The organism is Bacillus testis (assembly GCF_001243895.1).
In the GTDB taxonomy this organism is placed as follows: Bacteria; Bacillota; Bacilli; order Bacillales; family DSM-1321; genus Bacillus_AD; species Bacillus_AD testis.
This window is the reverse complement of sequence record NZ_LN851186.1, coordinates 409,621-432,325: the sequence shown is the minus strand read 5'-3', so window position 1 is coordinate 432,325 and position 22,705 is coordinate 409,621. Positions and strand designations below refer to the sequence as shown.

Genomic DNA, 22,705 nt, shown 5'->3' with positions numbered 1-22,705 from the left:
CTCTTTTATGGCTTTTATTCCTCTGTATCCGACCATTTATGTTCTTTCAACGCTTTATCTCTTTTAATCCGGCCATTGCCTATGAATAAAGCTGCAGCGATACCGAAGATAATGAAAATTAACCCGGTAAGAAATACAGTGGAAAAGGAATTAGCCCAGGCGGCGCTGATTCCTTTTATGATTTCTGCCCGCAGCTCGGAAGGAAATGGGATTCTCGACGGTTCAACCAGAAGGCCGAACAGGACATCTGTTTTTTCAGATAAAGCTTCCAAAGCCTTTTGTGCCATAGATGCATGTGCAGACGAACTTTCTTTCAACATATTTGAAACGATTGTATGATTCATGACACTATTCAAAACCGTCACCCCGATTGTTCCGCCGATTGAACGAAAGAATGTCGCCGCCGACGTCACCGCCCCCAATTGGGAAGATGAAAATTCACTCTGGATTGCAATCGTAATGGTCGGCATGACGAGCCCCATTCCAAGGCCAAGTACTACCATGTAAGAATAAGCCTGCAACCGGGTGGAATCGAGTCCCATCGTACTCATCAAATAAAAGCCGAGAGCCGCAATACACATACCGGCCGCCAAAACGGTACGGAATTTTAATCTCAACAATAATCTTCCCCCGATGACGCTTGAAACAATCAAGGCAATCATCATTGGCGTCATTGTTGAGCCAGCCTGTGTAGGCGATACGCCCAATATGCCTTGCATAAACATAGGCACAAACATAACGGCCCCGAACATCCCTAATCCAAGAAAAAAACCAAGGGCATTCGAAACGGCAAATACCCTGTTTTTAAAAAAGGCTAAATCCAGAACGGGGTCTTTTACTCTTCTTTCGATATAAGCGAAAATAAGCAATAGGACAAATACCGTTCCAAAAAGCGCGTAAGATGTAGGCGAATTCCAAGCGAATTTATCCCCTCCGAATGTCATCCCTAGCAATAGCAGGATAATGGCAGGAATCAGCGTAAAAATCCCAAAGAAATCGATAGAGACTTTACCCTTGCGCACAGGTTCATGCTTTAAGCCGTTAAAGATTAAAAGGGCGGATATGAATCCGAATGGCATATTGATTAAAAAGATCCAGTGCCAGCTCACATAATCGACGATGATCCCTCCCAGGAATGGCCCTAAAACAGAACTCAGTCCATATAAAGCCCCGAACACACCCTGCCATTTGGCTCTTTGTTCGGCGGTGAATATATCGCCTATGATGGTTTGCGAAAGGGGCATGATCATCCCGCCTCCGACTCCCTGCAACCCCCTGTAAAGAACAAGCTGTTCCATCGTGTTGGCTGTCGCGCATAACCCTGAACCGATGACAAAAATAATCGCGCCAAGCAAATAAAGCTTTCTTCTTCCATAAATATCAGACAGCTTCCCGACGATCGGCACAACCGTTGTTGAAGCAATCATATAGGCTGTCGTGACCCAGGCAAAGATGTTGAACCCATTCAGTTCGGCTACTATTGTTGGCATAGCTGTCCCGACAACTGTTTGTTCCAGCGAACTGAAAAACATACCGATCATCAATCCTGTCAACACCCTATTTTTGTGGATGCCAGGTGAAACGATTGATTTCATGCTTTTCTCCTTTAGGAAAGTAAAAAAATGATTTGATACTAACTCTTTCTTTTTAGGATGGGCTAATTGCACAAAAAAATTCTTAATCAAACGTTTGATTAAGAGAGTAAAAAGCAGGAAAAAACGGACCTTTATCCAAAGGTCCGCTTTATGTTGTACTATGAAATCGGGTTATTTTTTCATCGCTTCCATTTCTTCTTTAGAAGGGCCATACACACCAGGGATCACAAGGCCTGCCTGACGCATCAGAACAGTCATTTGTCCTCGATGATGCGTCTGATGATTGAGCAATCGTTTGACAAGATCACTCTTGGATAGCTGTTTCCCCATCATAGAAACCTCTTCCGCCATGTCTTGGTCAGACCATTGCTCCTTGATCGCCTGCCCGAAATCAGCCGTTATCTTTCTGTACGTTTCCGCAATTTCCTTGGCGGACGATGGAACAGGAGCATCCTTTTCCACCCCGTGAAATTCAAGTCCCAACCCCTTTGAAAAGAAACCTAACACAGAAGAAAGATGCCAACCCAATTCACCTAACTTAAAGAAACCAGGCGCCACTTCCTGCTGCAAAGATTCATCCGTCAGCACATCCAGTTCTTTTTGGGTAATCCTTGCTTCCTCTTGCCAATCTTTTAGGAATTCATCAACTGATTGATACATCGCATTCACTCCTTATAGAACATGATCTCTCTCCATTATCCCATAACCGATATCTATTCTCCTTCTTGATGCTTATATTCTTCACCTGGGAAAAAAGCAGACAAATAGGGCACTCTTCATCGGCTCTCCCTAAAAACCGTCAGTGGAGATATCAAGATGGAATCATGAGAAAAGGCACCTCTCCTACCGGGGCGCCTCTTTTGCATCAGCTGGCCATTTTCTGGTTTTGCGCAGCATCGATCAATATAAAAATGGCGGACAAAATATGTAAAATCATACCCAGAAACGGAATCCACCCTACAACAGAAGTAACAATGCCCAGTATGTTTCCCGTGGCTTTCATGCCATTATTATAGGCAAGAGCAACGACTATTATATGAAGAATGAACATGATGGCCAGAGGAGTCCATGAAAAGCTTAGGATGACCGTCCCCCCTATCAAAGGAATACCCAGAAAAGCTTCCAGCCCGCCAGTCACCCATTTCAGTATATTTACATTAGCAGCATTCATTTTTCCGCACCTCTTTTCACTTTCCTTTTTACCTGCATAAAGAGGAAATAAACATCAAAATAAAACCTACTTTTGTCCAATCAGTAAACAGATTCTTTCTACGAAAACATTCACATGATATGGTAAGAGGGTATCTTAACTAGTTGAAGAAAGAGGGAAACACCCATGATTCTGATCAGTTCCTGTCTGGCAGGCAGCATGTGCCGCTATAATGCAACCCACTGCCTGGAAACCAAACTTCATACATTAATCAAAGAAAAGAAAGCAGTCATGGCTTGCCCGGAATTACTGGGCGGATTATCCACCCCTCGGGAGCCCGCAGAGATTCAGGGAGGTACGGGCAGAGACGTTCTTGAGGGGAAGGCCCAAGTGCTGACAGCTTCAGGAAAAGATGTGACGCAGGCTTTTATCAATGGTGCCAATAAGACACTTGCGTATGCCCGGCAAATTAACGCTACTCTTGTTGTATTAAAGGAAAACAGTCCTTCTTGCGGGTCTACTTCCATTTATGATGGATCTTTTCAGGGAGTGAAGCAAAAAGGGGAAGGCGTGACGGCAGCATTGTTGCGAAAAGAAGGATTTGCGGTCATGTCAGAAGAAGAGTTCCTGCAAACATGGATGTCTCATTCAGCTGAGGATTAAATTAACTGGTGATTTTTAATGTACGGAGGTAGCCATCCACCTCCCCTTTGCTTTTCAGGATGACTACCTCTTTTGTGGTTGATGCCTCCTTCAATCTTTTGTGCATAGCCGCTTTTCTTGCCTTATACGTACTGATCATAAAATGGATGAATGCAACATCCATTTTATCCGGGCATCCTTCCGCCATATCCATCCTTGTTTTTCCGTGGTTAGCTACCCTTCTTTTGAGCACTCGATAAAGGCATGTCCGCAAAGGGAGTTCTAAATAAATAATGGTATCCGCCCTTTCCATACGAGTTGGCAGAGAACTGCTGTAATTGCCGTCTATAATCCACTTTTCCTCCCTGGCCAATTCTTCTTGTGCTAATCTAAATTCCTCTTCTTCTGCTTGAATCCAGCCTGGTTTCCAAAAATAAGCATCAAGATGGTAGACAGGAAGCTGCAGGATGGCGCCCAAGGCTGAAGGTAGACTTCCCCACTCCAGCAGAAACGCCAATCACGATTATTCTATTCACACTATCCCTCCTTATTTTAAAATTACATAAAGTGAAACTTTAATCGTTGGGTTTCCTTTCATCCCCCTACACTTGTTCTTTATTCAACTGGCCGGTTCTAAGAAATACAGTAAAAAAATAAAAAGCATCTATTACGATGCTTTCACAGTGTTGAAAAACAATCTTTTCAATGAACAAAATAGAAAAACGGCTTCAATACCTCCTTTTAAAAAAGTAAAAAAAGAGCCAAGGTGCAAGCGACGATTGATATCCGCTCCAGGATGCTCGCTTTCCGCGGGGCGGGCGGTGAGCCTCCTCGGCGCGCATCGCCTGTGGGGTCTCACCTGTCCCGCTGATCCCGCAGGAGTCTCGCACCTTCCGCTCCTATCAATCAACCTTATGATCAATCACTCACCTTATTTAAAAACAACCACCTTTTAGAAAATAGACTGGTGATAAGATGGATGACTCAATACCTAAAAAGGTTTCGTTTTATGAGACCACAAGTCAACAGGTAAGACCGTCGACAAATGAGCTGGACGTTGAGTATGATAAAAAACGCCATGGCTGACGGATGGTACCATGGAATTCATAAAGTAAAAGCACTTGGTGAGTGCCATCATTACGATGCTTTATCTTGCATACGCATAATAATCCTGCGTATGATATGCCTCAAATCCGCTTCGTTTATACAACTGAAGTGCTCGCTCGTTTTTCACAGCCACTTCGAGGCGGAGATCTTCCTGTCTTTGTGCTTCAAGGCTAACCGTCTGCCTTAAAGCACTTGCCCCGATTCCTTTTCCTTGTTCGTCCGGATGGATGGCAAAGCCATTGATCCACGTTTCATCTTTGTTGCGGGACACCTGGATTTTGCCGACCGCCGCACCATTATGCCCAATCATATAGGCATCTTTACCGCTCCCCTCTTTGAAAGGGCCATCGTAATCGGATGCCTGCGCGTCCTTTATTCCAAAACAAAGGGCATCAAGTTCCATTTGAAAAGGGACATCTTTTGGCATAGCTTTCCTGAGTGTGACAGGAGTTGCACCTCCATCCTGCTCCAATGGAAATAAAGGATTCCATTTCATTTGGATTTCCGAAAATTCATAGGATGCCCGATGCTTCTCCAGCCATTTTTTGGCCGAAAGAGAACCCGCCGGCGCATTGAGAAGGATCTGTTCTCCATCAGGAATCATGGCCATCAGCCTATCAAATAATAAGCTGAACACTCCTTTTCGGCGGTAATCCGGATGGACCATCCCGCAGACTTCCACTTCATTGCCGAATTTATAGAAAGCGATGAATGCAGCAAGCTTTTCGCGGCCATAATGAAGGATTTCGCATTCTTCCTTTCTGCTTGATAGTGTGGGAATATTCAATTTCAACTGAATGCCGTCATACTGCTCGCATTCCTGCTGTAATTGTTGAATTTCGTTTAATTGGTGTTCGGTTAACATATTAATGCCCCTATTCTTTTATAGTGAGAACACTTTTGAAAAGACATTCTTGCTTTCTCTTAAACAATTGAATCTTTTCCCCAGAATCCGTAAGCCGGTTTGGCCCAAATCTCTATCGCGGCCGGGCGACGATTCCGTTATGGACCTTTATATAACCATGGCGGAGGATCTCAAAGCCGCCCTCATAAACGTACAAACCCATCTGCCTGATATCCATCAACTCCCGGTAAGTATGATTCATGACATCCGCCATAATTTCATAAAATAATTTGGATTTCAGCTGCGATCTTGGCGTCGTCATAATGGCATATCCTCCAGGTTTTAAAAACTTCCTATGCCAGTCCATGACCTCCTGCTTATATCGGTCGGGGAAATGCTCAAGAAGCCCGACGCTGATCACCACATCAAATTCCTTCCCGAATGAAAGATTGCGGATATCATCAATTACATACTCGATGTTCATTTTTTCTTTATGCCATACTTTTGGGTGGCCCGATGATGGATTGATGCCAAGGAACGGATAACGCTCTGGAAAATGGCCGAAACGGTCTGTCGCACAAAATTCATCGTAATCGACCATAACCACTTCTCCTCCAGGATACATCGCATAAAATTGCATGGCTTCATAGCCTTCTGCCGCACCAAGGAACAGGATTCGCGGCTTCTGCAGATCCAGTCCTTCAAATAGTGCCCGTTTTCCCCGCGGATCCCAGATGCCATCAGATATGCGGTGGACATAATTCCAAATGGATAAGCGGATTGTTTCTCCAAGCGCTTCTTTCACATCACCTAACTTAAAGCGCGCCAAATGCCGGCGCATCTCTTTTTTTGCCTGCGATAATTCGGCGGGCACATCTTTCACAAACCACTCATGAAAAGATTTATTGAAGAATTCCCAAGATGTTTTCGCAGACATATCCCCATTTTCTTTTTCCCATTCTTTTTTTGAACGAGCCACGCTTTTGACTTCATAGGGCTTGCCAATCGCTTTCCACGTGACTTGCGACCAATCAAGCACTTGATTTGCATTGATGAATTGGTCAAGATTCTTATTCGTCGGATTTCTAAGGTCGATCCTGTAGCTTGGCTTTAGTTCCGTATAGCCGAATTCATAAACGGCGGGATGCATCATTTCCTCTTCCCTCATCGCCAATGAAAGCCCTCCATTCATCCACCATTTTCCCATTCACCTACATATTCGCCATAAAACGCCCATTTCCTTTCTTCATTCTATGAAGGGTCCCTACCATGTATCCTGCTTCTTTTTTTGCCAGGATAGAGAGGGTTTTTGTCCAGAGCAGCGAATATACACATAACCCCGAATGCGAAGGAGGCAGTGATACTTGAAAAGAACGTTTATCTTGATTTTATTTGCCGTTGCTTCACTCTTATTCACTTTTGAGATACCGAAGGAAAAGGATTCCGTCCACTTGCTATTTAAAATAATTCCTCTTGTCCTTTTACTCTTGATGGTATGGATGCGCCCCAACTCGCATCTAAAAAGATGGATCTTGGCCGGCCTTGCCTTTTGCATGCTTGGAGATGCATTCATTATTTTCGCTTTTCTTCCGGGCCTGGTTTTTTTCCTGATAGGCCATCTCTTTTACATCGGAGCTTTCTTGACGCGCAAAAAAGAAGGCCTGCTGCCTGCTTTATCGCTCCTTCCCATTGCCATCTACGGTGTCTATATGGGCTGGAAAATGGTCAACGCTTTGCAGCAATCGGAGCAATCCTCCCTGATTATTCCTGTGATCATTTATATCCTTGCCATTTCACTGATGGGTTGGGCAGCCATTATGACCAGAAATCTATACGCGGCAATAGGGAGCCTTTTATTCATCACTTCGGACAGTATCCTATCGTGGAATTTATTCGTTTCTTCCGTCAACCATGCGGCTGTTTGGATTATGCTTACCTATTATGCAGCACAAGGGCTGATCGCTTGTAGCATACCGGCCGGCAAAAAAGAAATATACATCAGGCGGACAAACTATCAGATCAAATAGCAAGGCAGGTCCAATCCCTTGGGCTTGGGGCCTGCCTATTCGATTCACCCTTCACTTATTCTGTTTCCCCTCTTTTTCCTCCAGAAAGCGCTTGTCCAAATAAAAGAATAAACTCTTTTTGCGTCAATGGGCCGCGTGTTGCCATATCTGAGGAAAGATGTGCAGCCCGCGCAGCTAATTCTTCCGCTTCGGAGCACCTTGCCTCAGGTAGAGCAATCGAGCCAACCGGATCCAAAGTCAACGGAGCGGCAAGCGTTTTCCATTTCTCGATGGCTTCACAAGCCGTTTCTTCCGTTGTTTTCCCCCTTGGATCCACTCCCAACTTTTTAGCCGCTTCAGCATGTTTTTGAAGATAAAACGGCATATGGTATTCAAATACAACCGGCAAGGCTAGGATGCAGGCCTCTTCTGACCGCATGCCGTACAGGCCGCTTAATGATTCAGCCATTATACGAACCGTTTTCGCTTCCGCAAAGTTGTATGCAATTCCTGCCATCAAGCCGCCCATCATCAATCGTTGCCTAGCTTCCATCTCTTCTAAATCCCGCTGGAATTGACCGGCCATCAATTCGATTGCATACCCGGACAAAGCTTCTGAAAAAGGATCTGCTTCTCTCTGTGTATAGGCATCAACAGCTTGGGCCAAGGCAGCCAACCCATCAAAAGCCATCGTGCGCGCAGAGAGGCGATCTGTTATATCGGGATCCAATATGGCGACTTTCGGGGCAATCCGGCGATCGTAAATGACCCTTTTACGTAAGGTCTTGGCATCAGTCACCGTTGCCAAAAAGGAAGTGGCACTGCCTGTTCCCAACACAGTAGGGATGGCAATGAGTGGTGTGCTATCAGCGATAAGTGTATGCGGGCCGAACCGTTCCCGGGCAGTACCCCCATGCGCTAAAAGCACACCTACCACTTTAGCCATATCGATACACTCCCCGCTTCCAAGGCCGATTAATAGATCCACTTTTTCTTTTTTTGCCCTGCGAAAAGCTTCCATACAATCTGTATCTAGCGGGTGCAATGGAACAGAATCATACAGAAGATAAGGAATCCTCCCATGATCCAGTATTTTGGCCACCCTCTCTGCTATACCCGATTGCACCGCCTTTTGATTGGTCACAACCATCGCGCGGCTCCCCTTCATTTCTTTGATGTAATCGAGCAGTAGATGGACCTTTTTTGTGCCGAACTCAATTATTGTAGGTATGTTACATGTAAAACTTCCTTTCATATAAACGCCCCCTCTTTTATCCTGGCTTTTAAACTGTTCTGATTTGCCGCCTCCTTGACGCCAAAAACAGCAGAAGCACATTTTTTGACGTTCCAGATAAAAAGACGTACGATTATCTCTAATTAGAGATATTTAAATTAGAAATAATTGGCCTTTTCGAAAGGAGTATTCTATATGACAAAACAAACAAAAGGCATACACCATATTACTGCCATAGTAGGCCACCCTCAGGAAAATGCCGACTTTTATGCTGGTTTCCTCGGCCTTCGCCTCGTCAAAAAAACAATCAACTTTGATGATCCCGGAACCTATCATCTCTATTTCGGCGATGAAATAGGAAATCCTGGTACCATTATTACCTTTTTCCCGTGGCCCGGCGCCCATCAAGGAAAGAATGGCAGCGGCCAGGTAGGCATCACTTCATACGCTGTGCCGCCGGGTTCCTTTCCTTTCTGGGAAAAGCGTCTTCACGCCTATAATATCGAATACTTAAAAATTACACGCTTCGGTGAAGATTCCCTGCTTTTTGATGATCTTCATGGCTTGCACATCGAACTTGTTGAACGGGAAGAAGGTCCGGCCAACGCGTGGGCGAATGACGGATTCTCTTCAAAGGTAGCCATTAAAGGGTTTGCCGGCGCCACCCTCCTAACTGCCCAGCCCGAGCAAACAGGCCTCTTGCTTGAAAAGGTTATGGGGCTTACAAAAGTGGGTAAAGATAAAGACTTTGTCAGATATCAATCAATCGGAGACCTGGGAAATAGAATCGATGTCAAACAAACCGTTATGCCTAAAGGCCAAATGGGGGTCGGCACTGTGCACCATATTGCCTGGAGAGCAGAGAATGATGCCGATCAGCTTGACTGGAAGGACTATCTTGAAACGGAAGGAATGCAGGTGACCCCAGTAAAAGAACGGCAGTATTTCAACGCTGTTTACTTTCGGGAACCAGGCAGCATCTTGTTTGAGATTGCTACAGATCCACCAGGATTCACAATCGATGAAACACGAGAAGAACTGGGCACAAAACTGATGCTGCCGAAGTGGTATGAACCGCAGCGCGGATCTATTGAAGAAATGCTTGCTCCGTTTGAAGTGCGGAAACTCGATTAAGAAGGAAACGCAAATAGAGAGGAGAACCACCATGAAACATATATTTAAAAAAGGAACGAAAGCGGATGGCACAACTTTATTGCTGTTGCACGGAACCGGCGGAACTGAAACAGATTTGCTGCCGATTGCCGAAATGATCGACCCAGAAGCGAATGTTTTGAGCGTCCGGGGAAATGTCCTCGAAAACGGAATGCCCCGATTTTTCCGCCGTTTGGAGGAAGGCGTATTCGATGAGGAGGACTTATTGTTGAGAACAGATGAATTGAATGATTTCTTAATCGAAGCCTCCGAGAAATACGGCTTCGACCGCAATCTGATTGTGGCAATCGGTTATTCAAACGGCGCTAATATTGCTGCCAGCTTACTGTTCCATCACCGCTATGCATTAAAGGGAGCGATCCTTCTTCATCCAATGGTTCCTCGGCGCGGGGTAGAATTGCCTGATTTGACCGGAACCGCTGTCTTTATTTCAGCAGGGACCAATGACCCCATCTGTCCAAAATCTGAAGCAAGAGAATTGCGGGACCTATTGGACGGAGCCCATGCTTCTGTGCAGCTGCAATGGGAAGATTACGGACATCAATTAACACAATCAGAAATCATGCTGGCCGGACAATGGTATAAAACACACTTCTAAATTTGTCCGGCAAAAGACCCTTTCAGTGCTGCTGAAGGGTCTTTTGATGTATGTGCTTATCGCAGCCTTCCATTCTCCAACCTGAAATCGCTATAATATATATATATTAAGAAAGGGAGGCTATACATATGATACGCTTTGGATTGATTGGAACCAACTGGATTACAGACCGATTCCTAGACGCTGCTTCAGGGATAGATGACTTCCAATTGAAGGCCGTCTATTCCCGGTCGGAAGAAAAAGCAAAGGAATTTGCACAAAAGCATGGAGCAGAGCTTACATTCACAGATATAGAAACGATGGCCAAGCACGAAGGCATCGATGCTATCTATATTGCCAGCCCTAACGCATTGCATGCAGAACAAGCGATTCTATGCATGCAGAATGGCAAGCATGTACTCTGTGAAAAACCGCTGGCATCCAATGCCAAAGAAGTGAAAGAAATGATTGCTGCAGCAAAGAGCAACGGTGTCTTACTGATGGAAGCCATGAAATCCACTTTCATCCCAAGTTTTATGGCCATTAAAGACCATTTGCACAAAATTGGCCCTGTCCGCCGCTATACAGCTTCGTTCTGCCAATACTCTTCTAGGTATGATGCTTATAGAGCCGGTGAAATCCTGAATGCCTTCAAACCTGAGTTATCGAACGGTTCATTGATGGATATCGGCATCTATTGTCTGTATCCGGCCATCACATTATTCGGAAAGCCTACCAGCATTAAAGCCAATGGCCTTTTGCTCGATTCCGGCGTAGACGGACAGGGGAGCATTTTGTTGCAATACGACGAAATGGAAGCAGTGATCACCTATTCTAAAATTACAGATTCCGCACTTCCTAACGAAATTCAGGGGGAAGATGGCACCATTCTCATTGACAAGATCAGCTCACCAGCAAAAGTAACACTGTTGAAACGGGACGGCTCGACAGAAGATCTATCTCAGCCTCAAGTTTCGAATACCATGTTTTATGAAATAAACGAATTCATTTCATTGATCAAAGCAAATAAGACAGAGTCAGCTATCAATACATTTGAACGATCCTTGGCAGCTGCAGAGATCATGGATGAAGCAAGAAAACAGATTGGTGTTGTTTATCCGGCAGACACCCATTCATGAGAACACCAAAAAGCTTAGAGATATAATCGGTCTCTAAGCTTTTTCTAAATTTTCTGTTATTTCTGTGGATACAATAGGAGCTAGAGGCACCTTTTCTTGTTTCTTAGCCATCTCTTCCGCACGCTTCTGACTGGACAAATATTGCCACATCCATAGAGGAATCAATAATGGAGCGATATAGTAGCAACCGATCATAACCACTTTACTGACAAAGATAAATACCATCGCAAGTGTCGCCATCGAATCATTCCTTCCATTTATTTTCCTTTTCATACATTTTATGTCTAAAATGTGAAAAATGCAAGCGTTTACAAAAGAAAAACTAAAAAATAGGTATTTTTTCATTGACAAATTATTTGATTTATATTCAAGTATACTTTCATATCCAAACAAGGCCCAAATCACCGATTAGGGCCTTGCCTGTTTATCATCTATTTTTGATCTAATAATCGCTTTTGTTTCCTCCAAATAGTAAATACTCCGAATAAGAGGATCAGGGATGCTCCTATAAATAGCGAACGGATATCCCATGCCTCCGCAACTGAACCGGCAAGAAGTGATGAACAGCCAAACACCAATCCGATCAGAGAGCCTTGGGCCGCATAAACCTTGGGGAGTTGTTCTGCCGGGACATTTTTCTGGATCATAGTCACTGTGACAATTTGCTGGAGTTCCTCACCAAAGCCGTATGCAAAGGACAGCGCCAACGCAATAATAGGCATTGTTGTTAAGCCAAACAATAACGTCACAATAGAAAGTCCCGCTGTAAAGAAAATCAACATACGGCTCTTTCTTTTTTCAATCCAGGCAGTCCATTTCATTCCGGCGGCACCGCCCGTGATCAAGCCAAGAAAAAAGCATGTATTGATGAATCCCCACCAAGTTTGCGATACACCTAATTGTTGCTCCACATATACATACAAAATGGCCGCAATCCAAACCACATTTGCTGCCGCACCAAGAAACATCAACAAAGTAAGATACCGAAGCGCCCGGTATTCCCAGATCAACCGCCAACCTTCCTGGAGAGAAGAACGCATATTTTGTTTTTTAGCGGTTTCACCGCTGGCAGGCAAACGAGTTTCCTGGATAAATCCCATCACGGCTGTAGAAATCACATACAGCAAGCATGTAGCCACTAAAAGCCCATCATCTCCAATCAACACGCATAAAATACCACCAAAAGCCCAGCCGCCCAGCTGGACCACCTGATCCAACATTGAGGTGAATGCATTCGCCTTCATCCATTCTTTCTCCTCCACCAATCTTGGCAGCAACGCCCCTTTTGCCGGATTTGCCCAACCATCAAGGAATGAGATGATAAAAACAAATGTAAACACGAACATTAGCTGGGGATTTTCCCAAGCAAATAAGAAAGCCGCCAGACAGGCCAACAGCATGGTCTTGCCAGCCTGGGAGTAAACCAATACCCTCTTTAATGGCCAGCGGTCGATTACTAGCGGAGCAGCAAAGCCAGCCAGAAACTGTGCGATTGTTATGGTAAACGGCAAAGCAGCGGTCACGAAGGCAGACTCGGACAGGCGGTATAAGGCCGTTATCAAACTAACAATATAAAAAACATCCCCTGAATTAGCCAGCATTTGGCCGATCCATAAACATCTAAACGATCTTGTTTTCATCACTTCTACCCCTTTTTCTCATGTTATTTCATCTGACATGCAGGGATAGATTCTTACACTGGCCAACCTCCTTCAAGCGCCTATTTCCATCAGTTTATACAAATGAAAAACCTACACTCGTTTCACGTCCTTTCAGCATACTGAAATCAAAATAGATCCTTTGCTATATAAAATAAAACTTAGATCAGCTTGGGGCTCATATCCCCCACTGATGTTTAGGTGAACCAACTGGATTCTTATTATCGCTTGATCTCCCACTTTGTCGTTTTCACTCTCGTGTTGAAGCAGGAGTCTTAGACGCCAGTCAGAACGTTAAAAAAAGCCCTCTTGAATTCTATTACTTTATAGAATTCAAGAGGGCTTGCCTATATTCCTTTCTATTTATCCATATCATTCAACAGATTCATACATCAATACAGTTACATGATGTTCTGCTTGAAGTTGCCGGGTTTCCTGAGCGGACACTGGCTTGAAACCAAGCATTGCCGTAATGGCGTGCATAATGACAAACGAGCAGATAAAGCAAATCAATACAATAAGCGTCAATTTAAAGACAGGCATTAACTTCATGACCGCTTCCTCCTTCTTATGGTTTGACCAAATCACGCTATCTCCAGCATCCCATTCAGCTTGCACTTTATTTATTTGTACTTCTATTACCATTTCTCTATGAAACTAAACCTTATTTCCAACTGGGCAGCGATGGCTTTTTTACACTGTATTGACTACCCCATTATTTGGTGTAATATTTTGAGTTGTAAGTTAAGAAAGATTAAGCTCCATAATCCTGTGCACTACAGTGAAAACGTAGGAAGGTTAAAGGCCTTTAAGAGCAGGATAAACTTTGAATAAACGGAAAGGGAGAACAAACCACCTATGTATACAGTAAAAAATGCCATGATCGGCATCATTCTCATTTTAACAGTAGCCGGGCTCTCATCCCATGTGTTCTTTCCTTTTGACGATACAACAGCTTATGTGAAGAATGCGTCTGCAGACCCTCTTACCAAAAAGAATCTCCTTGCGGCTGCCGGTCCATATTTTAAAGAATCTGCTTTACTTATCGATAAAACCCGTTTCTATAAGGACGGCAAACAATATCCGATTCCTTATCGATCCGGCAGCAATCTGCATGTTTTCATAGAAAACAAAGGAAGCAGAACACTAGCATACACGCTCGCCTCCCCTCAGGGCACCTTAAAAGAGGGTGTTTTGGCCTCGGGTACATCAACCGACCAGAAAGTAACCGATCCCACACCAGGCTTTATCTATCAATTATCTGTCAGAGATACAGCAGGAAGAGGCGGCTCTGTAAAAATCCAAGCATGGGCCGGCCAAAACTGATTGCAGATTCAGCAAGAAGGACTATTCATTGCCTGAAGTGCTATACTAATAAATAGAAAAAGATAGAGGAGGATCTCTCCATGAACCAACGATCATTGGTTATCTTAGGATTATTGATGTCTCAAAGCCAACACGGCTATCAAATTAACGAATTCATTGAACGAAATTTAAATAATATTACCGATATGAAAAAACCGACTGCATATGCGACACTGGATAAACTGAGCCGCAAAGGGTACATCGATGAACGTCTAGAGCAGGAAGGAAATAGGCCGCCAAGAAAAGTGTATACAATCAACGAAAAAGGAACTGCCTATTTTTATGAACTATTGCTTCAAAATCTAAGCGCCCCTGAGAGCATCCATTTCCAAGGCGATATCGGCTTGATGTTTATCGACCACCTTCCCCTTGAACAAAGTATAGCCGCTTTACATGTCCGACTCCAAAATAGCCAGAAGCTGCTCGACCAATTGAAAAAGATGCCGGAACATGAAGAAGGCATCGGTGTAAATCTAGCCATGAAACATAAATGGCAAATGCTCCAAACAGAAATCCAATTCTTGAAACAGACCATTGCCGACCTCCAGGATCAATAACTTGCCGACAAAGGCTCAGCTACCCTTGCTGGGTTTTTTTTCGTCCGATTAGTCAAACTTGACCATTTAGGGAGAACAGGGCTATACTAAAGTAGATTAGTCAATAATGATTAATCAAATTCATACAATACAAGGGGTGGAATACATGTTTCTGGCTTTAAAAGAATTAAAGCACGGTAAACTGCGCTTTCTGATGATTGGCCTCATTTTTGTTCTTATTTCCTGGCTCGTTTTCTTATTATCGGGCTTAGGGACAGGCCTTAATACCCTTAGCGCAGCTTCATTCAAGAATATTGACGCTAACTACGTAGCCTTCGAGAAAGGCGCTCGCGCTTCAATGAGCCGATCCATCATTTCGGAAGACGCCATGGATCAGATAAAGGAGCAAAAGAATGTTAACAAAGTGGCTCCGCTCGGCGCAGTAAGTGTCACTATTATGAAAGATAAAAAACATATAAACGACGATGATAAATATGACGTCACCGTTCTCGGGGCTGAACCAAATAGCTTTCTGATCCCCAAAGTGACAGAGGGCAAGACGATTTCCGCTTCCCGTCCCAATGATGTGATCGTCAACGATTCCTTAAAAGATAAGGGCTTCAAAATTGGTGACACAGTAAAAGTCGAAAGTTCAGATGAAAAAATGAAGATTGTGGGCTTTATGCATAACGAAACCTATAACCATGTAGCCACCGTCTATGCGCCGGTAGATAAATTCCGGAGCATGCGCTTTGCGGCCCCAAAATCAGATGACGGCGTGAAGAATCCAGTTAACGCCATCATGATTCAAGGGGATGATCTTAATGCCAAACAAATCGAGAAAAATATACCCGGCCTAGAAGTCGTCACAAAAGATACAGCTATCCAGGGCATGCCTGGCCATAAAGAAGAGAATGGAACCATCACTATGATGCTTGTCTTCTTACTTGCCATATCGGCCGTAGTAATCGCCGTATTCTTCTACGTTCTTACACTGCAGAAGTCAAACCAATTCGGTATTATGAAAGCCATCGGCGCAAGCAATGGATTCCTCGGTCGGACAATTGTTTCCCAGGTCTTCATTCTGTCATTATCAAGCATACTGGTTGGTGCATTGCTGGCTTATCTGGTAGCAGTCATTCTGCCTGAGGGCACACCATTCTCCCTTGATCCTAAGCTTGTACTGATATATGGTATCGTCCTATTGATTGTCTCTGTACTAAGTTCTATCTTGTCTGTGCGCAAAATTACAAAAATAGATCCGCTTCAAGCAATTGGGAGGGTTGAATAATGTCTGGTATTCAGTTGAAAAATGTATCTAAATATTACGAGGAAGGCGAAAGTAAAGTCATTGCGCTGGATCACGTATCCTTGACTGTAGAACCCGGAGAGTTTGTCGCCATCATTGGTCCTTCCGGTTCAGGTAAAAGCACCTTTCTTTCCATAGCCGGAGCTTTGCTGCAAGCATCAGAAGGCGAAGTCATCCTTAACGGAACCAAAATCGCCGGACAGACTCAAAAAGAATTATCGCGGATTCGCCTTAAAGAAATAGGCTTCATTCTACAAACATCCAATCTCGTACCCTACTTAACCGTATTGGACCAATTGCTGCTGGTGAAAAAAATGAGTGGTAAAGTAAAAACAGCAGACCGCATATTTGCACAAGACTTGCTGAAGGATTTGGGTTTAGGAAAAAAACTGCAGAAGTTTCCTGACCAATTATCAGGAGGCGAACGCCAGCGAACCGCTATTGCGCGCGCATTCGTCAATGACCCAGATATCATTCTGGCAGACGAGCCTACTGCCAGCCTGGACACACACCGGGCACATGAGGTTGTCCAATTGATCGCCAAGGAAGTAAAAGCACGCAATAAAGCGGCCATTATGGTTACCCATGATGAGCGGATGCTTACCTATTGCGACCGTGTCTATCATATGGAGGACGGCAAACTGTCGCCGGTGCCCCATACTCCAGCACATGCCTAAAAATTGAATGAGAGAGGCGGATAAACCGTCTCTCTTCTTTTTTTAAATCGTTCATGTTTCATGTGAAACGTTATTCAAAATATTTTACACTATCTGTTTTTTCTCGACGGAACACTCAAGAAAGCGCTTTAATAACTGGATATGCGAAAGATGTATGCCCTCATGGTAAATGGTGCGGACAAGAACTTGCGAAAGTGTCTGCATGCCCGATTCGATGGGTGCGTACTCGATCTCCAGTCGATTGCCGTATTTTTCTTTAATATAATTCACCTGGTTGCTTAATTGGAGGATTAAATTTTTCATGGTTGGCGGAGACGTCTGCCATACTGTTGGACTTGTGCCATGCCCGAACCAATTATGGTACTCTTCCGGTATATAGATGGGCTCTTTCGTCAAATGCTGTATCCATAAATATTGATCCAGGTAAATATGGCCGGCGTTCCAGCGGATATTATTGTGGAAGCCATCGGGAATCATGTCGGCTTGTTCTTCACTGACTGTATGGAGAAGATGGATTAACTGCTGGCGATAGTCATTCAATTGGTTGAACAGAATCTCATGTTTCTTTGACATTTTGGGTAGCCTCCGTCCCATTCCTTTTTTATACAGCTGTTTTATCCAACTGTAAGATAATTCTAATAATTAACACCCTTTTTGTCAATTGAGCCTCCTAGAAAAAATGTTCCATACTCAGAACCGCGCCGGAAAAGAAACAGTTCTGGTTGGGTCAATCAATGGCGGCTTGCTTATCCGGATTGCGGTCAAATTCAAACATCAGGCGAAGCTGTGTTTCTGTATTGCGCCGGTAAGAGAGAGGCGGCAATTCATCCTCCCCAAAGAAGGCTATTCCTTTCGTTTCAATTCCTTTTTCCGCATGGCCACCCACAATTTTGCATTGGATAAATAGTTTATAGTAATGGAATGGCTGCCTTTGCAGCGGATATTTATTGCTGTCCAAAACTGCCAGTAATTTAACCGGCTCCACGTCATAACCGGTTTCCTCTTTCAACTCTTTCGTCACATTTTCACTTGGCGACAAACCGACATCACCAAACCCGCCAGGCAATGCCCATCTGTCATCCATCTTTTCCTTCACAAGCAAGATTTTCCCTTCACGGAAAGCAACACCACGGACGTCCACTTTAGGGGTTTGGTACCCACTTTCTTCTGCAAACATGGCTTTGATCGCATCCACTTCAAGGCCAGAATGATCGGCCATCATTTCTGCGCTTATGTTCAAAAGCTCTTCATACCTTTCCCTATCAAAAATATCTTTTGAAAAAGCCAGGCCAGATTGCCCGACAGATTGAATACGCCTTGCCCAATCAATCCATTTGTCGCTCATAAGCCCCCTCCTTTATCACGCTATATAATAGCTCCTTTTTTTGGTCTATGAATTAAACAATCAGCATAGCAGACATATTGCTGTGTATACTAACCGTTTAACTTGATTTCTCCCCTTATTTAACAACTATTTATTCGAATGTAATCTATATCCAAACAATTAACAAGAGAATGATCATCCTATATATTCTATGATGAAAATAAAACATCGAATAGGATTCAACCCTATTATTTGAGATAATAGAAAGGAATAAGTGAAATATAGGATGGGATAATGCAATGAAAAAATACTATGTATTGGATAGCATACAAAGGAACTACCACACATTTTCAATGAAAGAAAAGGAAATTGCCGACTACGTTTTGAACCATAAAGAAACAATTCTTAACATTAATATCAAGGATCTCGCCCAAAAAACGAATGCTTCAACCTCGACCATTACCCGCTTTTGCAAGAAAATAGGCGTGGAAAATTTTGTTGAATTCAAGATTTTACTTAACCGTGAAGTGGAAAAAACCAACGAATCAAATGACACATTCGAATTGGTAAACCATATGTATAATGTCATTATTAAATCTACCCAAGAGTTGGTTGACCATGAACAGATCAAACGAATCATCCACATCATGAAACAAACACCAAACATCCTGATATTTGGATTGGGCAGTTCTGGTCTTACAGCCCTTGAGCTAAAATACCGGCTAATGAGGATGGGATTCAACGTTGATGCCATCATCGACCCCCATATGATGTTAATGGGATCAGCCCTTATCCAACCTAACAGTTTGGTATTCTGCATCTCAAACTCCGGCACTAGTGCGGAAGTGATCAACGCAGCCAGCATCGCAAAAGAAAATGGTGGATATGTCATCAGCATCACCAACTACGATCACACAAAGCTTACTGAAGTTTCCGATGAAGTCATCTTTACATCCAGCTTAAAAATCATCGACCAAGACAACTTCATCAACAGCCAATTATCCATCTTCTACATTCTCGACATCGTCAGCATGCTCTTGCTCGAAGATCCAGCCTACCTAGAAAAAAGAAAAAAAACCCTCGAAACCATCCACAAAATGAGAGGCGAACAATAAAGAAAAGCGAAAGGGCACGTTTAGCTCCGTAATAAACTGGAGTGTTTCTCTCAAGATAAAGGAAACACAGCGAGCGTAGAGAGCTGATGTTGACTTATTGAAGAGAGAAACGCGAAGTTTGCTAGTCCCTGGCTGCTGCAGCTAAATCAAGAAAAGCGAAAGACCTCCGTCCCGCGACGAATAAAGCCCCCTGCTTATAACCAGGGGGCTTTATTCATGTGATTTATCTGATTGCATCCACAAAGCGCTTAGCAATTTGTTGTGGCCTTGTTATGGCGCCTCCGACGACGACCGCATGAACACCAAGCTCCAGTGTCCGTTTCGCCATTTCGGGCGTTAGTACATTCCCTTCAGCGATTACCGGAATGGACAGTGATCCTATAATCTGTTTTAATATAGCAAAATCTTCATCAAACAATTTATGGGCGGATGTCTTCGTCGTGTAGCCGACCAATGTGGTGGACACACAATCGAACCCTAATTTTTCAGCATAAATAGCTTCTTCCAGCGTGGAGATATCAGCCATTAAAGCAATATTGGGAAATGCTGTACGAATCTCCGTATAGAACTCCTTCAATGTTTTGCCTTCAGGACGCAAGCGATCTGTACTGTCCAGAGCAATCATCTCACAGCCACTTCCCACCAACTCTTCGATTTCCTTCATTGTTGCTGTGATATAGATGTCGGAATCCACATAGTCTCGCTTGACAATCCCTACAACAGGCAAAGCAACTTGTTTTTTGATTTCAATAATATCTTCTTTTGAATTGGCACGTATGCCAACCGCTCCTGCACTTTCAGCCGCAACGGCCATCCGGCCCATGATGAATGAGCTGTGCAACGGTTCATTTTCCAACGCTTGGCAGGAGACAATCAACCCGCCTTTTACTTCAGATAAAAAATTCTTCATTTATTACGCCCCCATTAATTCTTCTACTTCGTTCTTGATAATAGTGACATGTGGACCGTAGATAACTTGTATCCCATTGCCCTTTTTAACGATTCCTTTAGAACCTGTGCTTCTCAATATATCATCTGCTACGAGGCTGCTATCCTTTACGGTGACGCGCAAGCGAGTTGCGCAACAATCCACATCCTCAATATTTCCCAGACCACCAAGACCTTTAATAATAGTTTGGGCTCTTTCACTTGTTGCTACTGCTGCAATTTCATCCTGCACTTGATCATCTTCGCGGCCAGGAGTTTTGAAGTTGAATTTCACAATAACAAAACGGAAAGTAAAGTAATACAAGGCAAACCACACTGCACCGATCACCGGTACCCATAAGAAGTTTGTTTTGTCATTGCCCTGCAGAATGCCGAATAAAACATAGTCGATAAATCCGCCCGAGAAGGTTTGCCCGATTGTGATCTGAAGAATGTGGGCCATCATGAAAGCAAGCCCGTCAAATACCGCATGGATCACGTAAAGTGCTGGCGCTACAAATAAGAAAGAGAATTCAAGGGGTTCTGTAATCCCTGTCAGGAAGCTGGTTAATGCAGCACCAAGCATAAGTCCCCCAACAATCTTTTTCTTTTCCGGCTTAGCCGTATGATAGATGGCAAGAGCAGCGCCAAGCAGTCCAAACATCATCGTGATAAAACGACCTGACATAAAACGGGCGGTTCCTATATAGAACTCCTTCGTGCTTGGGTCGGCCAATTGGGCAAAGAATATTTTTTGCGTACCTTCCACCACTTGGCCGTTGATGATCATAGAACCTCCAAGACCCGTCGTCCAGAACGGCATATAGAAAATATGATGGAGACCAAAAGGCCCCAATAAACGCAAAATCAACCCATAGAAGAAAGTGCCGATATAACCTGTCTTTTCAATCAGTCCCCCGAGATTGAAAATACCTGATTGAATCGGAGGCCATACAAGATACATGAACACCCCAAGAAAAATAGCAGCGAACGATGTAATAATCGGAACAAAACGCGACCCGCCGAAAAATCCCAGGAATTGAGGCAATTCAATTTTATTAAAGCGATTATGAAGGAAAGAAGTAATGATACCGACAAAAGCGCCGCCGAACACCCCTGTCTCCAACGTCTGGATGCCAAGAATCATTCCCTGCCCGACAGATGCCAGCTCGTCAGGCTTCGCTAACTCCCCCGTAATCGTGAGCATTGCATTGATTGTTGCATTCATAACCAAATATCCAAGAACAGCCGCTAAACCTGCTGTTCCTTTATCGCTTTTTGCTAAGCCCACAGCGATTCCTACTGCAAATATAAGTGCTAGATTGGCGAAAACGATATTCCCTGCGGAACTCATAATCTGAAATATATATTGAAGCCACGGCGTATCCAAAAATGGATAAGCAACCAATGTATTGGGATTGGACAAAGCACCGCCAATTCCCAACAAAAGACCCGCTGCCGGCAATACGGCAATTGGAAGCATAAAAGACTTACCAAACTTTTGAGCCTTCTCGAAGAAAACACCCATCATAATTCATCCCCTTTATGAAAATCATTTTCATAATTATTTTAAATTGTAAGTGTTTTCAAGTCAATAAATATATTTCTACTTTATTTCTCAAAAACTCATGGCCTACCCTAGGAAAAGCTGGCATCCCTGAGCGGACACTCAATCAATGTACCTTAAATCCAGACCAACAACTGCCTACAATCGGTTTACGGTCTCTCTAGAGCAGTAACTTAATAAAAGCTATGACTATTTTTAGGAATCTTAAACTTTTCTTAAGGTTAATAGCTTATGATATGATTAAGACAGGTGTACACACCTTTTAAATTTTCTCTATTTTCAATTACTTAGGGGGCAAGTTTCTTAGTGTTGTACCCTAAGCAGCACGTGACAGTTTCGGGAGGGGATTCTATTGGGATCGGGAGAATAAGAATAGGCGAATTGGCGCAAATGACCAATGTATCAAAACGGACAATTGATTACTATACAAACATCGGCTTATTGACAGCTGAGCGTACTCCTTCAAACTATCGTTATTATACAAACGAAGCTGTACAAACATTGAATACTATTAAAGAATTAAAAAATAAGAACATGTCACTGGAAGAAATAAAAAGAAAATTTAACGAAGAAGCAAACAATGATATCGATCTTGGAGAATTAAAGCACAAGCTTCAGGGGCTAGAGAAAAATGTATTAGAGATCGTAGAACTGCTCCAAGAGAAGAAAATCAATAAAAATGATTTAATCCGCAAGCAGTTATCCCATGAAAGCTTCACTTTAATCCAAGCATTATTAATATTATTAATGTAGGAGGCAA

25 protein-coding genes are annotated in these 22,705 nt (G+C 43.5%); 11 read left to right on the top strand and 14 right to left on the bottom strand.

The window, feature by feature from the left end; all coding sequences use genetic code 11:
- Positions 1 to 14: 14 nt before the first annotated feature.
- From BN1765_RS02735 to BN1765_RS02725, 3 genes are all read right to left on the bottom strand, one after another.
- Positions 15 to 1,595: an MDR family MFS transporter gene (locus BN1765_RS02735; RefSeq protein ID WP_050613733.1), complete on the bottom strand. Its 1,581-nt coding sequence runs from the start codon at positions 1,593 to 1,595 to the stop codon at positions 15 to 17.
- Positions 1,596 to 1,766: 171 nt separating this feature from the next.
- Positions 1,767 to 2,255 (bottom strand): DinB family protein, encoded by a 489-nt coding sequence (locus BN1765_RS02730; protein ID WP_050613732.1) that lies wholly within the window; start codon positions 2,253 to 2,255, stop codon positions 1,767 to 1,769.
- Positions 2,256 to 2,460: 205 nt separating this feature from the next.
- Positions 2,461 to 2,766 (bottom strand): hypothetical protein, encoded by a 306-nt coding sequence (locus tag BN1765_RS02725; RefSeq protein WP_050613731.1) that lies wholly within the window; start codon positions 2,764 to 2,766, stop codon positions 2,461 to 2,463.
- 165 nt (positions 2,767 to 2,931) lie between these two features.
- Here BN1765_RS02725 and BN1765_RS02720 point away from each other — a divergent pair, with 165 nt between their 5' ends.
- Complete coding sequence (locus tag BN1765_RS02720) at positions 2,932 to 3,408, top strand: 2-thiouracil desulfurase family protein (protein ID WP_050613730.1); 477 nt, start codon at positions 2,932 to 2,934, stop codon at positions 3,406 to 3,408.
- Position 3,409: 1 nt separating this feature from the next.
- On the opposite strand, the gene BN1765_RS02715 is transcribed toward BN1765_RS02720, so the two are convergent.
- From BN1765_RS02715 to BN1765_RS02705, 3 genes are all read right to left on the bottom strand, one after another.
- Positions 3,410 to 3,904 carry a P-loop NTPase family protein gene (locus tag BN1765_RS02715; RefSeq protein WP_315969824.1) on the bottom strand — a complete coding sequence of 165 codons (495 nt, stop codon included), beginning with the start codon at positions 3,902 to 3,904 and terminating at the stop codon, positions 3,410 to 3,412.
- A 630-nt stretch (positions 3,905 to 4,534) separates the two neighbouring features.
- Positions 4,535 to 5,359 carry a GNAT family N-acetyltransferase gene (locus BN1765_RS02710; protein WP_050613729.1) on the bottom strand — a complete coding sequence of 275 codons (825 nt, stop codon included), beginning with the start codon at positions 5,357 to 5,359 and terminating at the stop codon, positions 4,535 to 4,537.
- 112 nt (positions 5,360 to 5,471) lie between these two features.
- On the bottom strand, positions 5,472 to 6,545 hold the full coding sequence (locus BN1765_RS02705) for a class I SAM-dependent methyltransferase (protein WP_230199493.1): 1,074 nt from the start codon (positions 6,543 to 6,545) through the stop codon (positions 5,472 to 5,474).
- Between the two features lie 157 nt (positions 6,546 to 6,702).
- On the opposite strand from BN1765_RS02705, the gene BN1765_RS02700 reads away from it, so the two are divergent.
- Entirely contained in the window at positions 6,703 to 7,365 is a 663-nt protein-coding gene (locus tag BN1765_RS02700) for a lysoplasmalogenase (protein WP_050613728.1), read from the top strand.
- Between the two features lie 55 nt (positions 7,366 to 7,420).
- On the opposite strand, the gene BN1765_RS02695 is transcribed toward BN1765_RS02700, so the two are convergent.
- Entirely contained in the window at positions 7,421 to 8,599 is a 1,179-nt protein-coding gene (locus BN1765_RS02695) for an iron-containing alcohol dehydrogenase (protein ID WP_050613727.1), read from the bottom strand.
- Between the two features lie 174 nt (positions 8,600 to 8,773).
- On the opposite strand from BN1765_RS02695, the gene BN1765_RS02690 reads away from it, so the two are divergent.
- The 3 genes from BN1765_RS02690 (at position 8,774) to BN1765_RS02680 (ending at position 11,467) form a co-directional block, all read left to right on the top strand.
- Entirely contained in the window at positions 8,774 to 9,712 is a 939-nt protein-coding gene (locus BN1765_RS02690; RefSeq protein WP_050613726.1) for a ring-cleaving dioxygenase, read from the top strand.
- Positions 9,713 to 9,743: 31 nt separating this feature from the next.
- Entirely contained in the window at positions 9,744 to 10,349 is a 606-nt protein-coding gene (locus tag BN1765_RS02685; protein WP_050613725.1) for an alpha/beta hydrolase, read from the top strand.
- Positions 10,350 to 10,477: 128 nt separating this feature from the next.
- On the top strand, positions 10,478 to 11,467 hold the full coding sequence (locus BN1765_RS02680) for a Gfo/Idh/MocA family protein (RefSeq protein WP_050613724.1): 990 nt from the start codon (positions 10,478 to 10,480) through the stop codon (positions 11,465 to 11,467).
- Positions 11,468 to 11,500: 33 nt separating this feature from the next.
- Here BN1765_RS02680 and BN1765_RS02675 read toward each other — a convergent pair whose 3' ends face one another.
- From BN1765_RS02675 to BN1765_RS02665, 3 genes are all read right to left on the bottom strand, one after another.
- Complete coding sequence (locus BN1765_RS02675; RefSeq protein WP_050613723.1) at positions 11,501 to 11,707, bottom strand: hypothetical protein; 207 nt, start codon at positions 11,705 to 11,707, stop codon at positions 11,501 to 11,503.
- Positions 11,708 to 11,898: 191 nt separating this feature from the next.
- Positions 11,899 to 13,107 (bottom strand): MFS transporter, encoded by a 1,209-nt coding sequence (locus tag BN1765_RS02670; RefSeq protein ID WP_050613722.1) that lies wholly within the window; start codon positions 13,105 to 13,107, stop codon positions 11,899 to 11,901.
- Between the two features lie 390 nt (positions 13,108 to 13,497).
- Positions 13,498 to 13,677 carry a hypothetical protein gene (locus BN1765_RS02665; protein ID WP_050613721.1) on the bottom strand — a complete coding sequence of 60 codons (180 nt, stop codon included), beginning with the start codon at positions 13,675 to 13,677 and terminating at the stop codon, positions 13,498 to 13,500.
- A gap of 306 nt (positions 13,678 to 13,983) precedes the next feature.
- Between BN1765_RS02665 and BN1765_RS02660 the strand changes: the two genes are divergently transcribed.
- The 4 genes from BN1765_RS02660 (at position 13,984) to BN1765_RS02645 (ending at position 17,012) form a co-directional block, all read left to right on the top strand.
- A complete protein-coding gene (locus BN1765_RS02660) occupies positions 13,984 to 14,451 on the top strand; it encodes a hypothetical protein (protein ID WP_050613720.1) in 468 nt (155 codons plus the stop codon).
- Between the two features lie 80 nt (positions 14,452 to 14,531).
- Positions 14,532 to 15,047: a PadR family transcriptional regulator gene (locus tag BN1765_RS02655; RefSeq protein ID WP_050613719.1), complete on the top strand. Its 516-nt coding sequence runs from the start codon at positions 14,532 to 14,534 to the stop codon at positions 15,045 to 15,047.
- A 145-nt stretch (positions 15,048 to 15,192) separates the two neighbouring features.
- Entirely contained in the window at positions 15,193 to 16,317 is a 1,125-nt protein-coding gene (locus BN1765_RS02650) for an ABC transporter permease (protein WP_050613718.1), read from the top strand.
- Positions 16,317 to 17,012, top strand: coding sequence for an ABC transporter ATP-binding protein (locus BN1765_RS02645; RefSeq protein ID WP_050613717.1), 696 nt, complete (start codon positions 16,317 to 16,319; stop codon positions 17,010 to 17,012). Before BN1765_RS02650 ends, BN1765_RS02645 begins: the two co-directional genes overlap by 1 nt.
- Before the next feature lie 84 nt (positions 17,013 to 17,096).
- On the opposite strand, the gene BN1765_RS02640 is transcribed toward BN1765_RS02645, so the two are convergent.
- Complete coding sequence (locus tag BN1765_RS02640; RefSeq protein WP_050613716.1) at positions 17,097 to 17,585, bottom strand: DinB family protein; 489 nt, start codon at positions 17,583 to 17,585, stop codon at positions 17,097 to 17,099.
- Positions 17,586 to 17,739: 154 nt separating this feature from the next.
- Positions 17,740 to 18,357, bottom strand: a complete 618-nt coding sequence (locus BN1765_RS02635) for an NUDIX hydrolase (protein ID WP_050613715.1) — start codon at positions 18,355 to 18,357, stop codon at positions 17,740 to 17,742.
- Between the two features lie 278 nt (positions 18,358 to 18,635).
- Here BN1765_RS02635 and BN1765_RS02630 point away from each other — a divergent pair, with 278 nt between their 5' ends.
- Positions 18,636 to 19,451 carry a MurR/RpiR family transcriptional regulator gene (locus tag BN1765_RS02630; protein WP_050613714.1) on the top strand — a complete coding sequence of 272 codons (816 nt, stop codon included), beginning with the start codon at positions 18,636 to 18,638 and terminating at the stop codon, positions 19,449 to 19,451.
- A 223-nt stretch (positions 19,452 to 19,674) separates the two neighbouring features.
- Here BN1765_RS02630 and BN1765_RS02625 read toward each other — a convergent pair whose 3' ends face one another.
- Complete coding sequence (locus tag BN1765_RS02625; RefSeq protein WP_050613713.1) at positions 19,675 to 20,361, bottom strand: N-acetylmannosamine-6-phosphate 2-epimerase; 687 nt, start codon at positions 20,359 to 20,361, stop codon at positions 19,675 to 19,677.
- A 3-nt stretch (positions 20,362 to 20,364) separates the two neighbouring features.
- A complete protein-coding gene (locus BN1765_RS02620; protein ID WP_050616659.1) occupies positions 20,365 to 21,906 on the bottom strand; it encodes a maltose/glucose-specific PTS transporter subunit IIC in 1,542 nt (513 codons plus the stop codon).
- Between the two features lie 345 nt (positions 21,907 to 22,251).
- Here BN1765_RS02620 and BN1765_RS02615 point away from each other — a divergent pair, with 345 nt between their 5' ends.
- Positions 22,252 to 22,698, top strand: coding sequence for a MerR family transcriptional regulator (locus tag BN1765_RS02615; protein WP_050613712.1), 447 nt, complete (start codon positions 22,252 to 22,254; stop codon positions 22,696 to 22,698).
- Positions 22,699 to 22,705: the final 7 nt, after the last annotated feature.

What these genes read in the sequence shown, in the direction of transcription:
- BN1765_RS02650 (WP_050613718.1), top strand. Translation starts at nt 15,193, where the DNA reads ATGTTTCTGGCTTTAAAAGAATTAAAGCACGGTAAACTGCGCTTTCTG.
- BN1765_RS02630 (WP_050613714.1), top strand. Translation starts at nt 18,636, where the DNA reads ATGAAAAAATACTATGTATTGGATAGCATACAAAGGAACTACCACACA.
- BN1765_RS02685 (WP_050613725.1), top strand. Translation starts at nt 9,744, where the DNA reads ATGAAACATATATTTAAAAAAGGAACGAAAGCGGATGGCACAACTTTA.
- BN1765_RS02670 (WP_050613722.1), bottom strand. Translation starts at nt 13,107, where the DNA reads ATGAAAACAAGATCGTTTAGATGTTTATGGATCGGCCAAATGCTGGCT.
- BN1765_RS02655 (WP_050613719.1), top strand. Translation starts at nt 14,532, where the DNA reads ATGAACCAACGATCATTGGTTATCTTAGGATTATTGATGTCTCAAAGC.
- BN1765_RS02680 (WP_050613724.1), top strand. Translation starts at nt 10,478, where the DNA reads ATGATACGCTTTGGATTGATTGGAACCAACTGGATTACAGACCGATTC.
- BN1765_RS02675 (WP_050613723.1), bottom strand. Translation starts at nt 11,707, where the DNA reads ATGGCGACACTTGCGATGGTATTTATCTTTGTCAGTAAAGTGGTTATG.
- BN1765_RS02710 (WP_050613729.1), bottom strand. Translation starts at nt 5,359, where the DNA reads ATGTTAACCGAACACCAATTAAACGAAATTCAACAATTACAGCAGGAA.
- BN1765_RS02665 (WP_050613721.1), bottom strand. Translation starts at nt 13,677, where the DNA reads ATGAAGTTAATGCCTGTCTTTAAATTGACGCTTATTGTATTGATTTGC.
- BN1765_RS02620 (WP_050616659.1), bottom strand. Translation starts at nt 21,906, where the DNA reads ATGGGTGTTTTCTTCGAGAAGGCTCAAAAGTTTGGTAAGTCTTTTATG.
- BN1765_RS02730 (WP_050613732.1), bottom strand. Translation starts at nt 2,255, where the DNA reads ATGTATCAATCAGTTGATGAATTCCTAAAAGATTGGCAAGAGGAAGCA.
- BN1765_RS02645 (WP_050613717.1), top strand. Translation starts at nt 16,317, where the DNA reads ATGTCTGGTATTCAGTTGAAAAATGTATCTAAATATTACGAGGAAGGC.
- BN1765_RS02635 (WP_050613715.1), bottom strand. Translation starts at nt 18,357, where the DNA reads ATGAGCGACAAATGGATTGATTGGGCAAGGCGTATTCAATCTGTCGGG.
- BN1765_RS02725 (WP_050613731.1), bottom strand. Translation starts at nt 2,766, where the DNA reads ATGAATGCTGCTAATGTAAATATACTGAAATGGGTGACTGGCGGGCTG.
- BN1765_RS02695 (WP_050613727.1), bottom strand. Translation starts at nt 8,599, where the DNA reads ATGAAAGGAAGTTTTACATGTAACATACCTACAATAATTGAGTTCGGC.
- BN1765_RS02625 (WP_050613713.1), bottom strand. Translation starts at nt 20,361, where the DNA reads ATGAAGAATTTTTTATCTGAAGTAAAAGGCGGGTTGATTGTCTCCTGC.
- BN1765_RS02660 (WP_050613720.1), top strand. Translation starts at nt 13,984, where the DNA reads ATGTATACAGTAAAAAATGCCATGATCGGCATCATTCTCATTTTAACA.
- BN1765_RS02735 (WP_050613733.1), bottom strand. Translation starts at nt 1,595, where the DNA reads ATGAAATCAATCGTTTCACCTGGCATCCACAAAAATAGGGTGTTGACA.
- BN1765_RS02705 (WP_230199493.1), bottom strand. Translation starts at nt 6,545, where the DNA reads ATGGGAAAATGGTGGATGAATGGAGGGCTTTCATTGGCGATGAGGGAA.
- BN1765_RS02720 (WP_050613730.1), top strand. Translation starts at nt 2,932, where the DNA reads ATGATTCTGATCAGTTCCTGTCTGGCAGGCAGCATGTGCCGCTATAAT.
- BN1765_RS02690 (WP_050613726.1), top strand. Translation starts at nt 8,774, where the DNA reads ATGACAAAACAAACAAAAGGCATACACCATATTACTGCCATAGTAGGC.
- BN1765_RS02640 (WP_050613716.1), bottom strand. Translation starts at nt 17,585, where the DNA reads ATGTCAAAGAAACATGAGATTCTGTTCAACCAATTGAATGACTATCGC.